17 protein-coding genes are annotated in these 17,024 nt (G+C 68.5%); 10 read left to right on the forward strand and 7 right to left on the reverse strand.

Annotation, left to right across the window (positions count from 1 at the left end):
• Positions 1 to 12: 12 nt before the first annotated feature.
• The 6 genes from E4V01_RS06825 to E4V01_RS06850 form a co-directional block, all read right to left on the reverse strand.
• Positions 13 to 2,013 carry a flagellar motor protein MotB gene (locus tag E4V01_RS06825; RefSeq protein ID WP_135297824.1) on the reverse strand — a complete coding sequence of 667 codons (2,001 nt, stop codon included), beginning with the start codon at positions 2,011 to 2,013 and terminating at the stop codon, positions 13 to 15.
• A 212-nt stretch (positions 2,014 to 2,225) separates the two neighbouring features.
• Positions 2,226 to 3,887, reverse strand: a complete 1,662-nt coding sequence (locus E4V01_RS06830) for a porin (RefSeq protein ID WP_060770566.1) — start codon at positions 3,885 to 3,887, stop codon at positions 2,226 to 2,228.
• A 326-nt stretch (positions 3,888 to 4,213) separates the two neighbouring features.
• Positions 4,214 to 6,037, reverse strand: a complete 1,824-nt coding sequence (locus E4V01_RS06835; protein ID WP_135297825.1) for an ABC-F family ATP-binding cassette domain-containing protein — start codon at positions 6,035 to 6,037, stop codon at positions 4,214 to 4,216.
• A 255-nt stretch (positions 6,038 to 6,292) separates the two neighbouring features.
• A complete protein-coding gene (locus E4V01_RS06840; protein WP_056202649.1) occupies positions 6,293 to 6,514 on the reverse strand; it encodes a hypothetical protein in 222 nt (73 codons plus the stop codon).
• Between the two features lie 107 nt (positions 6,515 to 6,621).
• A complete protein-coding gene (locus E4V01_RS06845) occupies positions 6,622 to 6,939 on the reverse strand; it encodes a polyhydroxyalkanoic acid system family protein (RefSeq protein ID WP_060770564.1) in 318 nt (105 codons plus the stop codon).
• A gap of 126 nt (positions 6,940 to 7,065) precedes the next feature.
• Positions 7,066 to 7,413, reverse strand: coding sequence for a septal ring lytic transglycosylase RlpA family protein (locus tag E4V01_RS06850; protein WP_056203827.1), 348 nt, complete (start codon positions 7,411 to 7,413; stop codon positions 7,066 to 7,068).
• Positions 7,414 to 7,842: 429 nt separating this feature from the next.
• On the opposite strand from E4V01_RS06850, the gene E4V01_RS06855 reads away from it, so the two are divergent.
• The gene (locus tag E4V01_RS06855; RefSeq protein ID WP_135297826.1) at positions 7,843 to 9,039 is read left to right on the forward strand and encodes a site-specific DNA-methyltransferase; all 1,197 of its coding nucleotides are present in this window, start codon (positions 7,843 to 7,845) and stop codon (positions 9,037 to 9,039) included.
• Positions 9,040 to 9,104: 65 nt separating this feature from the next.
• On the opposite strand, the gene mutY is transcribed toward E4V01_RS06855, so the two are convergent.
• The gene (gene mutY, locus E4V01_RS06860) at positions 9,105 to 10,319 is read right to left on the reverse strand and encodes an A/G-specific adenine glycosylase (protein WP_135297827.1); all 1,215 of its coding nucleotides are present in this window, start codon (positions 10,317 to 10,319) and stop codon (positions 9,105 to 9,107) included.
• Between the two features lie 146 nt (positions 10,320 to 10,465).
• Here mutY and E4V01_RS06865 point away from each other — a divergent pair, with 146 nt between their 5' ends.
• The 9 genes from E4V01_RS06865 (at position 10,466) to glyA (ending at position 16,972) form a co-directional block, all read left to right on the forward strand.
• Positions 10,466 to 10,789, forward strand: a complete 324-nt coding sequence (locus tag E4V01_RS06865; protein ID WP_135297828.1) for a hypothetical protein — start codon at positions 10,466 to 10,468, stop codon at positions 10,787 to 10,789.
• Positions 10,790 to 10,921: 132 nt separating this feature from the next.
• The gene (locus tag E4V01_RS06870; RefSeq protein WP_060770560.1) at positions 10,922 to 11,398 is read left to right on the forward strand and encodes a DUF721 domain-containing protein; all 477 of its coding nucleotides are present in this window, start codon (positions 10,922 to 10,924) and stop codon (positions 11,396 to 11,398) included.
• A 173-nt stretch (positions 11,399 to 11,571) separates the two neighbouring features.
• Positions 11,572 to 12,225: a DsbA family protein gene (locus E4V01_RS06875; protein ID WP_135297829.1), complete on the forward strand. Its 654-nt coding sequence runs from the start codon at positions 11,572 to 11,574 to the stop codon at positions 12,223 to 12,225.
• 163 nt (positions 12,226 to 12,388) lie between these two features.
• Entirely contained in the window at positions 12,389 to 12,742 is a 354-nt protein-coding gene (locus E4V01_RS06880; RefSeq protein WP_135297830.1) for an AtpZ/AtpI family protein, read from the forward strand.
• Positions 12,743 to 12,878: 136 nt separating this feature from the next.
• Entirely contained in the window at positions 12,879 to 13,634 is a 756-nt protein-coding gene (locus E4V01_RS06885) for a F0F1 ATP synthase subunit A (RefSeq protein WP_003601124.1), read from the forward strand.
• Between the two features lie 60 nt (positions 13,635 to 13,694).
• Positions 13,695 to 13,922, forward strand: coding sequence for a F0F1 ATP synthase subunit C (locus E4V01_RS06890; RefSeq protein ID WP_003601125.1), 228 nt, complete (start codon positions 13,695 to 13,697; stop codon positions 13,920 to 13,922).
• Between the two features lie 197 nt (positions 13,923 to 14,119).
• Positions 14,120 to 14,725 (forward strand): F0F1 ATP synthase subunit B, encoded by a 606-nt coding sequence (locus E4V01_RS06895; protein WP_135297831.1) that lies wholly within the window; start codon positions 14,120 to 14,122, stop codon positions 14,723 to 14,725.
• 89 nt (positions 14,726 to 14,814) lie between these two features.
• The gene (locus tag E4V01_RS06900) at positions 14,815 to 15,300 is read left to right on the forward strand and encodes an ATP F0F1 synthase subunit B (protein ID WP_193763158.1); all 486 of its coding nucleotides are present in this window, start codon (positions 14,815 to 14,817) and stop codon (positions 15,298 to 15,300) included.
• A 367-nt stretch (positions 15,301 to 15,667) separates the two neighbouring features.
• Complete coding sequence (gene glyA, locus E4V01_RS06905) at positions 15,668 to 16,972, forward strand: serine hydroxymethyltransferase (RefSeq protein ID WP_135297833.1); 1,305 nt, start codon at positions 15,668 to 15,670, stop codon at positions 16,970 to 16,972.
• Positions 16,973 to 17,024 lie beyond the last annotated feature (52 nt).

A 17,024-nucleotide genomic window follows, 5' to 3' on the forward strand; every position in this document is an offset into this window, starting at 1 on the left:
GCGACGAGCAGGTCACGAGCGCAGGCTGAGGCCAATTCCCTGGCGGTCGGAGAGCGGTGCGACGCCCGTCGGCGCGGCAGCGCGTTCCAACGGCACACCGGCCTTCTGGAGGTAATCCACCACCGCGAGCGCCCGTGCCCGCGCGAGGTCGGCGCTGGCTTCCACTCGCTCGGCTTCAGTCTTCTCGGGCTTCGGTTCAGACTTCGTTTCTGGCTTGGCCGCCTCCTGCTTCGTCTCGGCCTTGCCCTTGCTGCCCTTGTTGGCCTTCGCGTCCTTCTTGGTGTCCGCCTTGGCGGGCTTGGGTGCCGTCTCCTTCGCGGCTTCGTCGGCGACCGGGTCGATCTGGGCTTCGGGCTTCACGCCCACCGGGTCGAGATGACCCACAACCTCGATTCGCTCCGCCGGACAGGCACGCGCCAGCGCCGCGACCGCGTCGAGCACCGGATAGAACTCGGGCGCGAGCGCCGTGCTGCCCGGGGCAAAGCGCAGGGGATGCCCGGCGGTGCGCTCGGCGAGGCGCTGGCCGCACGGCCCCATATCGGCCGTCGCCGAGGGGGCCGCGTCGGAGGTGACGGCAACCGTGGCGTTCCAGCCCGCAGGCATCGCCTTCGGCAGGGATCGAGCGAGGCGGGCAGCGCTCTCGGGATAGAGGCTGGTGCCGGCCAGGCGCAGGCTGGTGCCGGTGATCGTCAGTTCGCCGCTTGCCAGTGTCGAGAGCGGATCGACCGCTGCCGCAAGGGCCGCGCCCAGATCGGCCGGCGCACCGTCGGCCAGCCGCGTGCGATCGTGGATCGATTCGCGGAAGAAACGGGGGTTGAGCCGGGCGAGCAGCGCCTCACGCGTCGCCCGATCCGGCAGATGGCCGCTCACCGTGACGTTGTCGCTGCCGCGGCGAATGCGCAGGACGTAGGGGACGATGGGACGGGCGGAGAGTGCCACGCGGCCCGCGGCGATTCCGGGAGGCCGGGCGTCGCGCATCAGCGTCTGCGCCTCGGCGACCGCGCCGGCATCCAGCGCATTGCCCTCGATCGAGACCACCTCGCCCTCGTAGCTGACATGCCCCTCGTGCAGGAGGCCCGCGAGTTGGAAGACGAAGCGCATCAGGGCCGGGCCATCGATACCCGGCGGCAGGCCTCGGGCGTCGCGCAGGCGGTCGTCGATGGCCGCCCCCTCCGCGGCCTCCGCGGCGGCTGCCCGGATCTCTTCGCGGGCGCTTTCCGAGGCGACGTGGCCGTTCAGTTCGAGGCTGCCGTCCGGCCGGCGGAAGACACCGAACCGGAAGTCTCCGACGACCGGCGGCGTGATCTCGATCGTGCCGAGGGTGTAGCCCTGCGGCGGGGTTGCCAGCGCCGTGCGCAGGGCATCGTAGGCGGCCAGACTCGCCGCTTCGCCGCGAATCGAGATGACGGTGTCGTTGAGCGTGGCGACCGCGCCGGTGGTGAGATCCTGAAGCCGCTCCACGGCGAAGGCTGCGGCATCGGGGAAGTCGCGTGGTGCGCCCCGTGCGGCCCGGGCGTTGTCGCTCAAGGTGGCGTCACGCGGCAGGGCCGGCTTCAGGCGCTGGGCCAGTTCGAAGGCGCCGACCTCGGCCGGGCGGCTGCCGGTGGCCTCGACGCGGCCGGCGGCGGGGCGCTCCACCGACCAGACGAAGGGAGAGACTTCCTCGATCACACCGGTCCGGTCGGTGAGGCGGCGGATGCCGTCGATGGCGGCGAGCCGACCGACGACCGCCTCGCGCTGGGACGCCTCCGGCGCTTCGCCCGTCGCGGTCAGGTCGCGGCCTGCCACCGAGACCCTTAGCCAGGGCTCGGGCTGCCCCTCTCCGGTCGCGGCGGCGATCGCCGCCGCCTCCCGCTCGAGGCGTTCCGTGACCCGCAGCATGCCGAAATAAGCTGCTGCGGCGATCAGCGCGAGAAGCGGAAGGCCGGCGATCCAGCCGACCCGAATCAGGCGAGACCGGAATGTGCGGCCGTGCGGCGGTACTTGCGACGGCGTAGACGACGGTGTGGACATGGGCTCGACCTCCTCGGCGGCCGGCGATGATGGCCAGAAGACAGGCCTATCGGGGCGCTTTGAAGGCCGCGACTGGTTCGCGCCGACGGGCGGCGATGCGTGCTGCCCGTGGTCCGCCCCCGCTTGGGGCAACAAAAAACCCCGGCCGCGAGGCCGGGGTCTGGAAGGTGATCGTCGTGTCCGGCTCCCGCGCGGGCGGGGGCCGGTTCGGCTTAGAAGTCGCGCTGCACGCGGAAGCGGGCCTGGAACACGTCCTCGCTGCTGACGGTGCGGGTCGGGATGTTGTTCACGAAGGCGCCCTTGTCGCTGTCGGAGACGCGACCGTTCTTGACGCCCGTTTTGATGTACTGGCCCTCGACGCCGATATCGAGATCCTTGACCGGCGACCAGATCAGGCTCGCGCCGGTGACGACCTGATAGGTGTCACGCAGAGCGGGGCTGAGGTTATAGCCGGTGGCGTTGGTGAGGTAAGAGGGAGGCGCCACGGTCGAGGCCGCGCCGACTGCCGAGTTCGCCTGGCTGACCGCCTGGCGGGCGCCCTGCGAGAACCAGATCTCACCGTAGCTGGCGTAGAAGGCCGAGCGCCATTCCGGCGACCAGTAGTGGAGGTAGGACGCCACCGCCGTGAAGCTGTTGGACAGCTCGATCCGGCCGGTCAGCGGGTTGACGATCGCGTCGGCGAGGTACTGGTTGAACGGGTTGCCCGCGTAGACCGAGGCGTTGCTCAAGTAACCGGCGGTGAAGCGGTTGATGCCGGTATAGAACGAGGCACCCTCGCCGTAGGCACCCTGAAGGTAGAGGCCGTCGCCGGGGGCGATGAAGGGCAGGTTGAACTTCATGCCGCCCTGGATCGCCCAGCCGTACTCGGTCTGCGCGCCGGCGTTGATGCCGCGTGCCGCCAGGGCCGCCGCCGTGTTGCCGGCCAGCGCGGCGCCGGTGCCGGGAACGCCGATCGAGGAACCCGCGATGAAGCCGCCGGTGTTGATGTCCTTGACGGCGGCCGAGAACTGGGCCGAGCCCCAGGCGGCGTCGTAGCGCAGCGAGCCGACGAAGTCGGGCAGGCGCGAGCGCTGCACGGCGTCGATGAAGGCCACGGCGGTGGCGTTGCCGGCGGCGTTGGTGCCGAGGATGATCGGGGTCGGGGCCGTGGTGAACACGTTGTTCAGACCGGCCTGGCCGGGGACGAGACCCGTGCTGCCGGCCGCGTCGGAGTAGAGCGGGTTCTTGCGGTAGTTCGGGTCTTCCATCGACAGCGTGACGGACCAGCCCTCGCCGAACTTCTGGGTATAGGCGAGCAGGTTGGTGGACGGCAGGTCGGAACCCAGCGACGAACCGATGATCTCGAAGTCGTGGGCGTAGAAGTCGAAGAACGAGGAGGCGCGACCGGCGGTCAGGCCGGCGAACTGTACGAACGCCTTGTCGACGTTGATGAAGTTCTGAATGCGGCCGAGCTGGTCCTGGCCGGTGCCGGAGAAGGCGTAGGCGCCGCGCAGGTTCGTACCGGAGGAATACTTCGTGTTGCCGGTACGGCTCGCGGCGTCGAGGCGCAGGAAGGCGCGCAGGGTGCCGTAGCCGGTCTGGGTGCGGGCATCGAAGTTGAAGCGGGCAAGGCCCGTGAAGCCCGAGATATCGCCGCCGCCGGGGATGTCGCGGTTGTCGCTGCCGATATAGCCATACTCGGCGCGGGCGCGGCCGGAGACACGCAGGCAGGTATCGGTACCGGGAATGTAGAAGAAGCCGGCTCCGTAAGCGGTGCAGACGCGGACGTACTCGATCGGAACGGCCTTCTTCACCGGAAGGTCGGCGGCCTGAGCCCCACCCACGACGGCCAGCCCCGCTGCCGATCCAAGGAGAAGGCTCTTCACGAGCTTCATGGTATACCCTCCAGAAGTTTCGAGACCCACGGGATCGGACTTCTGTTCTAGCCGGGCGCCCACCATCTCGTGGTCGTTCCGGCCCGTCCTTTTTTCCCTTGGAGCTTGGCCCTTCCCATCCGGGTGTCGGCCAAGCCGCAGCGGGGTTATCCCGTCCGCAGCGGCACCATGAGCGAGCGTGGCCGTACGAGCAACAGAGATGACTGTCTCGGAGCTGACACAAAGCAGCTTCCCTGCACTCTGTTGCAGCCTCGCAACTTAATCCCCGTCCGCCAGCAAAAGTTTTCCACGGATCGAAGCGTTGTGCAGGGTTCGTCGAGGGGCGGTCAGCCGCCTTGTGCCTCGCGCTGCATCTCCAGGGTCAGCCAGCGCTCCTCGGCAGCGGCCAGTTCGGCTTCCGCCGCACCGAGCATGGCGGTCGCCTTCTGAAAGCGGCCGGGATCGCGGCTATACAAGCCGGGATCGGACAGGACCTCGCGCAGTTTGGCGATTCCCGTTTCCAACTCGGCCATGCGGACGGGCAGGGTCTTCAGCTCGTGCTGTTCCTTGAAGCCGAGCTTGTTCCGCGCCGAAGCGGTTTCCGTTCGCGTCGCCTTCTCCCGCGGCTCGGCCCGTTCGCGGGCCGGCTTCTCCCGCCCGTCGCTGCGTGCCTCCACGCCGCGCCCGCGCTGGGACAGCATGTCGGAATAGCCGCCGGCATACTCGACCCAGCGCCCCTCCCCCTCGCTGACCAGCACGGTGCCGGCCACCCGATCGAGGAAGTCACGGTCGTGGCTCACCAGAATCAGAGTGCCGGCATAGTCGCCGAGCATCTCCTGGAGGAGGTCCAGGGTTTCGAGGTCGAGGTCGTTGGTGGGCTCGTCGAGCACGAGGAGGTTGGAGGGCTGGGCGAGCGCTCGAGCGATCAGCAGCCGGTTTCGCTCGCCGCCGGAGAGGACGCTCACGGGCGTGCGCGCCTGTTCGGGCGCGAACAGGAAGTCCTTGAGGTAGCCGATGACATGGCGGCTGCGCCCGCCCACCGTAACGCTGTCGCCGCTTCCGCCGGTCAACACCTCCGTGACGGTCGCGCTCCCCTCCAGTACGGCACGGGCCTGATCGAGATGGACCATGTTGAGGCTGGTTCCGAGACGCATCTCGCCCGAATCGGGCGCGAGCGCGCCGGTCAGCAGGTTGATCAGCGTGGTCTTGCCCGCCCCGTTCGGGCCGACGATGCCGAGCCGGTCGCCGCGCAGCACGCGCAGGGACAGGTCGTGGACGATCCGGCGCTCGCCGTAGGATTTCGAGACGTGCCTGGCTTCCGCGATCAGCGTGCCGGATGCCTCGCCCTCGCTCGCCGTCAGCACCGCCTGCCCCACCGGGCGGCGGTGGTCGCGGCTCTGCTTGCGCAGGGTCTGCAGGTCGGAGAGGCGACGCACGTTGCGCTTGCGCCGGGCGGTCACGCCGTAGCGCAGCCAATGTTCCTCGTCGGCGATCTTGCGGTCGAGCTTGTGCTTGTCGCGCTCCTCCTCCTCGAAGAAGGCGTCGCGCCACGCTTCGAAGCTCGAGAAGCCCTGCTCGATTCGGCGGGTCACGCCGCGGTCGAGCCAGATGGTGGATCGCGACAGGGCCGAAAGAAAGCGCCGGTCGTGGCTGATGATGATGAGGGCCGAGCGCGTGCGCTTCAGCTCGGATTCCAGCCACTCGATGGCGGGGAGATCGAGATGGTTGGTGGGCTCGTCGAGCAGCAGGATGTCGGGCTCGGGCGCGAGCGCCTGGGCGAGTGCGGTCCGGCGCGCCTCGCCGCCCGACAGGCGCTGGGGGGTCTCCGTGCCGTCGAGCCCCAGACTCTCAAGGAGATAGCGGGCGCGATGCGCGTCGTCGCCCGGCGCGAGGCCGGATTCCGCGAAGGCCAGCGTCGTCTCGAAGCCGGAAAAGTCCGGCTCCTGCGCGAGGTAGCGGATGGTGGTGCCGGGCTGCACGAAGCGCACGGCGCGATCCGGCTCCACCAAGCCCGCGGCGATGCGCATCAGGGTCGACTTGCCCGAGCCGTTGCGGCCAACGAGGCAGGCGCGCTCGCCGGGTGCGATCGTCAACTCGGCGCGCTCGATCAGCGGGGTTCCGCCGAAGGTGAGCGCGACGTCTTGAAGGGTGAGAAGCGGGGGAGCGGCCATGCCGGGCTTATGGCAGCAGCCGCACTCCGGAACAACGCAAGTGGGCCGCGCCTTTAGAGCGACTCGCAAAACTCCCGGTCTCTGACCGTTCTCGTTCTGGCGATGACAGCGCGGCGGGCGTTTGATGAGAGACGCTGACGGCGATCGCCGGAAACCGAGGGCCCTGGTTTTTTGCCGGCCCCGATTGTCGGCGCCCGCCTCCGCGGATTCAGGCTTTCGCGTCGTGCGGAGCCGGCGTCGCTTCGGGTGAAGCGTTCAGGCGGTCGGGTTGGCCGGGCCGGTCGGCGTCGAATCCGGAAGGCCGGGGCTCTCGACGGGAATCTCGGTCGGCGTGGTGCTGGGAGCCTCGGCGGGCGTTCCGCCGGGGATTTCAGGGCCGGGACCGGGCTCGGGGATCTGGGGGGAGTCGGGCGTCTCCGGTCCAGGCGTCTCGGGGCCGGGCACGGGAGTCTCCGGGATCGATCCGGGATTGGCCATATGGGTCGAAGCCTCGCTGGCGGCGGGCACCGTGCCGCCGTGTCACGCCAACGAGGCGTCGCCGAGCGGGTTCCCGTAGTCCGCTCCCCGCGATGTCTCGGCCCCAGCTATTTCTTCGTCAGGAGGAGCTTGTTGCCTTCCTTGCCGACGATCTTCTGGATCTTCTGGGCGAAGATCGAGAGCAGCAGCGGCATGCGCACCTCGACGCGAACCACGTCCTGGCCGACATCGATCTGGCCGTCCACGGTCTGGGCCATGGCCGTGACCGAGTAGTCGAGCCGGTCGCCGGTCCAGGTCAGGGTGTTGATGGCGATGCCGCTCTTGCCGAGCGCCTCGCGCACGCGAACGGTGCCCTCGTCGATGCGCCGCCGGGCCTCGTCGCGGCCGAGTTCATGCGGAATCTCGACCACCATCGGCTTCGCCATCTCGGCTCCTCATCCCTTTGCAGCCCGGATCGAAAAGCGTTCCGGGCCTGCGCGTCCTCGTTGAGACGAAGATGGGAAGCGGGCGGTTCCCCGGCAACGCCGGATGGAACGGAGGCGGTGCCTGCCTCAGCGCACCACGTTGAGCGAGACGTAGCTGACGCCCGACATGCCGATGGCGCGGGCCGAGCCGCGGGCGAGATCGATCACCCGGCCGCCGACGAACGGGCCGCGATCGTTGATGCGCACCACGACCGAGCGGCCGTTGGACCGGTTCGTGACGCGGACGCGGGTACCGAAGGGCAGGCTGCGGTGGGCGGCGGTGTAACCATTGGGGTTGAACCGCTCGCCATTGGCTGTCTTCTTGCCGCTTCCGTACCAGGAGGCCCGGCCACCCTGGGCCTGAGCGGGCAGCGCCGAGAGGGCACCGATGACGGTGGCGAGGCAGACGGCAGCGGTCCGGTTGGAAACCTTCATCGAGGATCGCATTCCCTTGTTTTTGCGACGTGTTGTGAGCGCCGCGGAAAATGAGCCCGATCCCGGCTAAAATAAGACGCGGATTTTGCACTGCGGTATGAGGCCCGGATCAGACTATCGATCGCGGTTTCAGGGTTTTGGGCCACGGCAAGAATTGATTACTTGGCGCGACGCCGGCGCTCGGTCTCTCGATATCCGCACAACTTGTCGCAAAAGAATTCAGCGTGGCTCCGCCTTCGGCCGGGAAAGCCTTGCCAAAGCTTCGCGCCCGCTTGCCCGAGTGGCAGCACAGCCTTGCATTCGATGCATGGCGAAGCCCGGCAAAAACTGCCGCCCCATATCGAGACGCAACCGTACGCCGACGGCAAACGCGACCTTTACCGTGATCGGGGCATGGTCCGGTTGTCAGTCGCGTAACCGGTGTTTGCCATGGCTTCCCCGCGTACCGCGGTCGTCGGCGCCACCGCCCGGAATCAAGTCTCGCGTACCGGGCGGATCGCGTCGGCGCCGCGGATGGGTCTTGCACCCTCCGTTCAGCGTCTTCCCAGCACCTTACCCCTCGACGAAATCCTGATCGGCGACTGTATCGCCGCGATGGACCGTCTTCCGGCCGAAAGCGTCGACTGTGTCTTCGCCGACCCGCCCTACAACCTCCAGCTCGGCGAGGCGGGACTGACCCGTCCCGACCAGAGCGTGGTCGATGCCGTCGACGACGACTGGGACAAGTTCTCCAGCCTTGAAGCCTACGACGACTTCACCCGTGCCTGGCTGAAGGCCGCGCGCCGCGTGATGAAGCCGAACGCCACGCTGTGGGTGATCGGTTCGTACCACAACATCTTCCGGGTCGGCAGCGCGTTGCAGGATCTCGGTTACTGGATCCTGAACGACATCGTCTGGCGCAAGGCCAACCCGATGCCGAACTTCCGCGGCAAGCGCTTCACCAACGCGCACGAGACCCTGATCTGGGCCTCGCGCTCGCCGCAGGCGAAGTACACCTTCCATTACGATGCCCTGAAGGCCGGCAACGAAGACCTTCAGATGCGCTCGGACTGGTTCATCCCGCTCTGCACGGGCGAGGAGCGGCTGAAGGATGAGGCGGGCCGCAAGGTCCACCCGACCCAGAAGCCGGAAGCGCTCCTGGCCCGCACGCTGCTGGCGGCGACCAATCCCGGCGACGTGGTGCTCGACCCGTTCTTCGGCACCGGCACGACCGGCGCGGTGGCCAAGCGTCTCGGGCGCCACTTCATCGGCTGCGAGCGCGACCCGACCTACGCCACCGCGGCGCGGGCCCGGATCGACGGCATCGAGACGCTGTCGGCCGCCTCCCTCGCGCTCGCGACGCCGAAGCGGGCGGAGCCGCGCATCCCGTTCCTGAGCGTGGTCGAAGCGGGCCATGTCCGCCCCGGCGAGACGCTGACCGACGAGCGCCGCCGCTTCCGGGCGACGGTGCGGCCGGACGGGCAGCTCAGCGTCGGGCCGGCGATGGGCTCGATCCACAAGGTCGGCGCCCTGGTGCAGGGCCTGCCCGCCTGCAACGGCTGGACCTTCTGGCACGCCGAGCGCGGCGGAAAACTCGTCTGCATCGACGATTTTCGGACTGAGATGCGGGGCCGAGCCGGGGCGTAGCGCTCGTCTCGGTTTCGAAAGGACAAGTCCTTTCGCGGGTGCAGGGCAGAGCCCTGCATCTTTCCCTATCGTGTCCGAACCGGTTTCGGTGCCTTCTTGACGATCCGCGCCAGATCCGAGGGCCGCGACGAGGCGAGCTTCGGGATCGGCCCACGCCGCGGCGGCGGCTCGGGCTCGGGAAGCGTGGCGAGATCGGGTTCGCGGACCGGAACCGGCTTCGGCGCCACCACGGGCACCGGGCCGGTGAGCGCGTGGGCGAGCACCTTCTTCATCGCACCGGGCAACGGCTCGGTCTCGAGCGCGTCGCGGGGGGTGAAGCGCATGCCCTCCGGCGGCTTCGTGTCCGCCGCGACGCGAGCGAGAAACACCGTCAGTTCGAGCGGGAAATGGGTGAAGCCGTGCTTCACCACGCCGGGCAGGCGCTTCCAGCGGGCATCGAGCGGCGCGTCGAGCAGGCCCTTGGCCGGATCGTAATCGGGCCGCCAATCGCTCGTCGGCGGTTCGGCCATGGCGCCGAGCAGGCCTTCCGGCGGTCGCGTGCGCAGCAGAACCGCCTCGTCTCCGGCCCGCAGCGCGACGAAGGCCGCGCCCCTTCGCAAGATCCCCTTCTCCTTCTTCAACTTGCGCGGAAACGTCTCCTGCAACCCCTCGGCGCGGGCGCGGCAGGGCAGCATCCAGGGGCAGAGGGCGCAGGCCGGGCGCTTCGGGGTGCACAGGGTTGCGCCGAGATCCATCAGCGCCTGCGCGAAATCGCCCGGCCGCCGGTCCGGCACCAGGGCCTGGGTGAACAGGCGGATCTGGGCGCGGGCGGCGGGAAGCGGCGTCTCGATGGCGTGGAGGCGGCTCATCACCCGCTCGACATTGCCATCGACCGCCGCCGCCGGCCGGTCGAAGGCGATCGCGGCGATGGCGCCGGCCGTGTAGGCGCCGATGCCGGGCAGCTTGCGCAGGCTGTCTTCGGTGTCGGGAAACCCGCCGGCGCTCGCGACCGACTTGGCGCAGGCATGCAGGTTGCGGGCGCGGGAATAGTAGCCGAGCCCGGCCCAGGCCGACATCACCGCCTCTTCCGGCGCGGCCGCGAGCGCCGCGACGCTGGGAAACAGCGTCAGGAATCTTTCGAAGTAGGGTTTGACCGCCGTGACGGTGGTCTGCTGCAGCATCACTTCCGAGAGCCAGACCCGGTAAGGGTCCGGCGTCTCACCCGGCAGCGCCCGCCAAGGCAGTGCCCGGCGGTGGCGGTCGTACCAAGTGAGGAGGTCGGCGGCCGAGGCGGCGGGCATGGCCTGTCCATAGCGGGAGCGCGGCCGCGAAAACAGCGCCTTGCCGAAATGTGACGCGGCTGAACGCCGAGCCTTCCGCACCCACCGAAGGCCGGCCCGGCCGGAACGCATTCCAGCCTGCGCCGAAGCCCGCTATCCTGGGCTGTATGATCCAGGCGCTCCTGATCCTCTTCCTGTTCGTCGCCGGTCCCGGCGTCTTGCTGATCCTGTGCCGCATGGCGATCGGCACCGATTTCGCCATCATGCTTTGGCGACATGCCGTCCGCTGGATCTACGCCGTCCTGCTCCTCGTCGGTGCGGCCGGCCTTGCGCATTGGGGCCTCGTCTCGGGCGTGGCCGAAACGGATACGGGACCTCAGTATTTCATGGCGCTCTGCCTGGAATTCGTGACCTTTCTCTCCGCCTTCATCGCCTGGACGATCGCGAACGTCCTCAAGCGAAGCCGTTCCAGGGATCCGGTTCATGCGTGATGCCGGGACAGGCCGAGAGGGCTGATGTCACCGGCTCGGGAGTCTCGCTTCCGACTCCCGCGCGGACCGCATTTCGGGTAGGTTCGCCGGAGGGACGCGCTGACCGAGCGGCCCTTGTGTTCCGGAGTGCCGATGGCGCGCGTCAAACCGCTGAGCGAACTGATCGAGGGCTGCATCGGCCCGGCCTTTGCCGCGCAGGGCTTCGCCTCCTCCGATATCCTCGCCGCGTGGCCGGACATCGTCGGCGCGCGGCTCTCCGAGGCCTGCCAGCCGGTCAAGCTCGAATGGCCGCGCCGGGCCCGCCGCGACGCGGAGGGCCGGCCGGAGCCCGGCACCCTGGTGGTGAGGGTCGAGGGCGCCTTCGCCCTCGAACTCCAGCATCTCGCGCCGATCGTGATCCAGCGCGTCAATGCGCATTACGGCTGGGCCTGCATCGGCAAGATCGTCATGCGTCAGGACCGCGTGCATCGGGCGACACGCCGTGCCCCGCAGATAGCCCTCGACCCGGCGCGGCGCGGCGAGGTGGCGCTGGCGGTGGCGCGCATCGAGGAGGAGCGCCTGCGCGACGCCCTCGACCGGCTCGGCATCGCTGTCGTGGCGCGGCGATAGCGACGCGGGCCTCACAACCGATAAACCGAAGGACGTGCGGGCGGCGGCGCGGCGTGATAAGCGGCTTGCGAAAGGCCGTGCGGCGACGCGTCCCCCGGCCGGACGGAGCCGTTCCGTCCTATCCTGCGCGGTATCGGGCCGAATGCGGCCCGCGAACGGAGCCCGCCCCTGCCATGATCACCCGGCGCGACGCCCTGAAACTGACCGGCCTTGCCCTCGGCACCGCCGCCCTGCTTCCCCGCTTGACCTTCGAGGCGCTGGCGCAATCGGCTGACACGGCCGCGCTGATGCAGCCCGGCCCCCTCGGCGATGTCTGGCTCGGACCGGCGGACGCCAAGGTGACGATCATCGAATACGCTTCGATGACCTGCTCGCACTGCGCCCACTTCCACGCGACGACGTGGCCGGTGCTGAAGGAGCGCTACATCGACACCGGCAAGGTGCGCTTCACCCTGCGCGAGTTCCCGCTCGATCCGCTTGCCACCGCCGCCTTCATGCTGGCCCGCTGCGACGGCGAGGCGAAATACTACCCGATCACCGATCTGCTGTTCGACCAGCAGCAGAATTGGGCCTTCGTGCGTAAGCCGCAATCGCCCGTCGATGCCCTGGAACAGCTCCTGCGTCAGGCCGGATTCTCGAAGGAGAAGTTCGAGGCCTGCCTGAAGGACCAGAACACCTACGCCGCCATCAACGCGGTCAAGACCCGCGGCCTCGACACCCTCAAGGTTGAATCGACGCCGACCTTCTTCATCAACGGCGAGAAGCGCGCCGGCGCCCTCTCGATCGAGGAACTGGAGAAGATCATCAAGCCGATCCTGGGGGCCTGATCCGGCTTCCGAAAGCCGTGGAAAAATCTAAAATTATGTTGTTCCATCAACAGCTTAATAGGCAGTTTGGCCGCCTTGACACTCAAGGTTGGCGAAACTATGGTGCGCCGCGCCGAGGGGGTGAAACCTTTCGCTCCGCTCCCGACGACGTGTGGGGTCGCCCGTGAGCGGCGGCCCGGCAGGTGATGGGAGCGGGCCGGAAAAGGCTCCCGCCGACGGCGATCTCTCCGCGAGGCTCAAGCGTCTCGAGACGCAGCTCGAAGGCAAGCGGCCCAACGCCGCGCCCGACAAGCTTGCGCGCACCGGCTCGTCCGGCGGGGCTGCCCCGCTCGGTCAGGCCATGCGGCTCTCGACCGAGTTCATCGCGGGTGTGATCGCCGGGGGAATCCTCGGCTACATCGTCGATCATCTCCTCGGCACCAAGCCGTGGGGCATGATCGTGCTGTTGATGCTGGGCTTCGTGACGGGAATCTACAACGTCATGCGGGTCAGCGGCTTCAGCGCCAAGAAAAACTGAGAAAGATCGCCGGTATGGGTCTCCAAGACGCCTCAAGGGTCTTGAGACTCGCCCGGCATCGTGTAAGGGCGACGCGCGACAGACGGGAGCCGCAAAGGTTTCCTCGCGCGACACACAAAGGGGCGGAAGCGGGCACATGGCGGTCAGTATCGACCCGATCCACCAGTTCGAGCTGCAGCCGCTCGTCTCGCTGGGTCACATCGGCAACCAACAGCTCGCGTTCACGCAATCGGCTCTCTACATGTTCGCCGCGGTGGGTATCATCGCGCTGCTGACCATCGTGGCGACCTCCGGGCGCTCCGTGGTTCCGGGCCGTCTCCAGGCGCTGGCCGAGACGCTCTACGAATTCATCGCCGATACGGTGCACCAAGCGACCGGCGAGGACGGCAAGCGTTTCCTGCCGCTCGTGTTCTCCCTGTTCATGTTCGTGCTCATCCTGAACCTGCTCGGGATGATCCCCTACGCCTTCGCGGTGACCAGCCACCTTATCGTCACCTTCGGCCTCGCGCTGGTCGTGATCCTGACCGTGGTGATCTACGGCGTCGCCAAGCACGGCACCCACTTCCTCGGTGTGTTCGTGCCGTCGGGCGTGCCGAAGCCGCTGCTGCTCATCATGGTGCCGATCGAGATCGTGTCGTTCCTGTCGCGTCCGATCAGCCTCTCGGTTCGTCTCTTCGCCAACATCCTGGCCGGCCACATCGCGCTGAAGATCTTCGCCTTCTTCGTGGTCCAGCTCCTGGTTGCCGGCGCCTGGGGCGTGCTCTCGCCCCTGCCGCTCGCGCTCACCATCGCGCTGACGGCTCTCGAGTTCCTCGTCGCGGCCCTTCAGGCTTACGTCTTCGCGACGCTGACGGCGGTCTACCTCGCCGACGCCCTCCACCCCGGCCACTGATCCTTTCCGGCCGGACCCTTCCGCCCTCAACGAACCCCGTTCGAACTTCAGGAGTGTTTCATGGATCCCGTCGCTGCGAAGTACATCGGCGCCGGTCTCGCCTGCCTCGGCATGGCGGGCGCCAGCATCGGCCTCGGCAACCTGTTCGGCCAGTTCTACGCGGGCGCCCTGCGCAACCCGTCGGCCGCCGATAGCCAGCGCACCAACCTCCTCCTGGGCTTCGCGCTCACCGAGGCGCTCGGCATCTTCTCGCTGCTCGTCGCGCTGCTGCTCCTCTTCGCCGTCTGACGCGTCGTTCATCGGGGGAGCGCGGGCCGGCTAGAGAGCCCGCCCCGCGCTCCCCCGCTCGTTGAGAGCGCCTCGCGAAACCTCCTCTGCTCGGTCGTCCGTCCCTCCGTACGGCGGCGCAGCGGAGGTTTCGTGAGAGACTCCGATCCGGCCGCTCCGCCCGCGGAGCCGGCCTTCCGACGTCACCGGACAGGGCCATGGCCGAGCAGAAGAATCCCCTCACGACCCCCTCCCCGAACGCGGACACGACGATCGTCCCGGCGGGAGGCCCGCACACCCATACCGAGCAGCCCTCCGGCGGCCATGGCGGCGCCTTTCCGCCCTTCGAGAGCCACACCTTCCTCTCGCAGTTGATCTGGCTCGCGCTGGCCTTCGGCCTGCTCTACTACCTGATGTCCAAGGTTGCGCTGCCGCGCATCGAGGCGATCCTCGGCGACCGCGCCGGCCGGCTCTCGTCCGATCTGACCGAGGCGCAGCGCATGAAGACCGAGGCCGACGCCGCCGGCGAGGCCTACGAGAAGTCTCTGCGCGAGGCGCAGGCGAAGGCGCAGGCCATCGCCCAGGAGACCCGCAACACCCTCTCGGCCGAGGCCGAGGCCAAGCGCAAGACGCTCGAAGCCGAGCTGAACCAGCGGCTCGCCGCCTCCGAGGCGACCCTCCGCACGCGCACGAACGAAGCCATGGGCAATGTCCGCGCGATTGCCGGCGAGACCGCCTCGGCGATCGTCGAGCGGCTGACCGGCCAGGCCCCCGACCAGGCGAGCCTGAACCGCGCCCTCGACGCGACGCCCGCCGTACACTGATCCGAGGGCCGGCCCGTTGCCGGCCCCTCCCATCCGACCCCGCCCGGCCCGCCGGGCGGAAGGCCGATCAAGGGTTTGAAACCGACATGTTGTTGACCGCGGAATTCTGGGTCGCCGTCGCCTTCGTGGCGTTCCTGGTCATCGTCTGGCGGGTCGGCGGCTTCTCGATGATGACCAACGGGCTCGACAGCCGCGCCAAGCGCGTGCGCCACGAGCTCGACGAGGCCCGCCGCCTGCGTGAAGAAGCCGCGGCCGTGCTCGCCGACTACAAGCGCCGCCGCGCCGAGGCCGAGCGCGAGGCCGAGGCGATCATCGCCGGTGCCCGCGAGGATGCCGAGCGCATCGCCGCCGAAGGCCATGCCCGCCTCAACGATTTCGTGGCCCGCCGCACCAAGAGCGCCGAGGCCAAGATCGCCCAGGCCGAGGCGCAGGCCTCCGCTCAGGTTCGGGCCGCGGCGGCCGACGCGGCCGTGAAGGTCTCCGAGACCCTGCTGCGTGAGCGCCTCCAGGGCGCGGCGGCGCAGGATCTCCTCCGGGCCAGCCTCGGCGACGTGAAGAGCCGCCTCCAGGCCTGAATCCGACACCTCCGGTCGAACGGGCCCTTGCCGGGTTTCGGCAAGGGCACGACGCAAATCCGCAAGCGGCGTCGATCGGACCCGCTAAGGTCCTCGGACGCACTCGCGGAGCCGGCCACTCAACGACTTGATCGGTCCTGCGACACCCGGCCCTGCCGGGTGTTTTCGCGTGTAGAACCGGCCGGATGCGCCGCAGTGCCGCATCGCGGGGCCGATCCCGTTAAAAATTTTGAAGACAGGCGAAAAATCACCTGTGCTTGGCCTGTGGTGCCGCGGCGTGTACGAATAGTGCCTGAAAAACACCCCCGTGAACGCCGACGGGAGAACGGGTGGGTTTGCCCGTAAACAACGAAAAGAGGCTACGCTCATGAGCGCCGGAACTGCGACCGACAACACCGACCTCGACACCTTCTTCTCGGCTCATCTTGCCGAAACGGATCCCGAGATCGCCAAGGCCATCTCGCAGGAGCTGGGCCGGCAACAGCACGAGATCGAGCTGATCGCGTCTGAGAACATCGTCTCGCGCGCCGTGCTCGAAGCGCAGGGCTCGGTGCTGACCAACAAGTACGCCGAGGGCTATCCGGGTCGGCGCTACTACGGCGGCTGCCAGTTCGTGGACATCGCCGAGGAACTGGCGATCGATCGGGCCAAGCGCCTGTTCGCCTGCGGCTTCGCCAATGTGCAGCCGAATTCCGGCTCGCAGGCGAACCAGGGCGTGTTCATGGCCCTGATGCAGCCGGGCGACACCTTCCTCGGCCTCGACCTCGCGGCCGGCGGCCACCTCACCCACGGCGCGCCCCCGAACGTCTCGGGCAAGTGGTTCAAGCCGGTCTCCTACACCGTGCGCCGCGAGGACCAGCGCATCGACATGGAGCAGGTCGAGCGCCTCGCCCAGGAGCACAAGCCGAAGGTGATCATTGCCGGCGGCTCGGGCTACCCGCGTCACTGGGACTTCGCGAAGTTCCGTGAGATCGCTGATTCCGTCGGCGCCTACTTCTTCGTCGATATGGCCCACTTCGCCGGCCTCGTCGCCGCGGGCCTGCATCCTTCGCCGTTCCCTCACGCGCACGTCGCCACCACGACGACGCACAAGACCCTGCGCGGCCCGCGCGGCGGCATGATCCTGACGAACGACGAGGCGCTGGCTAAGAAGTTCAACTCGGCGATCTTCCCCGGCCTCCAGGGCGGCCCCTTGATGCACGTCATCGCCGCCAAGGCGGTGGCCTTCGGCGAGGCGCTGAAGCCCGAGTTCAAGATCTACGCCCGCCAAGTGATCGACAACGCCCGCGCGCTGGCCGACACCATCATCTCCGGCGGCTACGACATCACCTCGGGCGGCACCGACAACCACCTGATGCTGGTCGACCTTCAGAAGAAGGGCCTGACCGGCAAGGCGGCCGAGGCGGCGCTCTCCCGGGCCGACATCACCTGCAACAAGAACGGCGTGCCGTTCGACCCGCAGAAGCCGACGATCACCTCCGGCATCCGTCTGGGCACGCCGGCCAGCACCACCCGCGGCTTCGGCGTCGCCGAGTTCAAGCAGGTCGGCTCGCTGATCGTTCAGGTGCTCGATGGCATCGCCGAGAAGGGCGATGGCGGCGACGCGGCGGTCGAGGCGGCGGTGAAGGAGAAGGTCCACGCCCTCACCGATCGATTCCCGATCTACGCCTAAGCCTGATCGAAACACGTCCGGCCCGTCATGCGGGCCGGTGCGGCCGCGGATC

This window comes from Methylorubrum sp. Q1, from assembly GCF_004683995.1.
GTDB lineage: Bacteria > Pseudomonadota > Alphaproteobacteria > Rhizobiales > Beijerinckiaceae > Methylobacterium.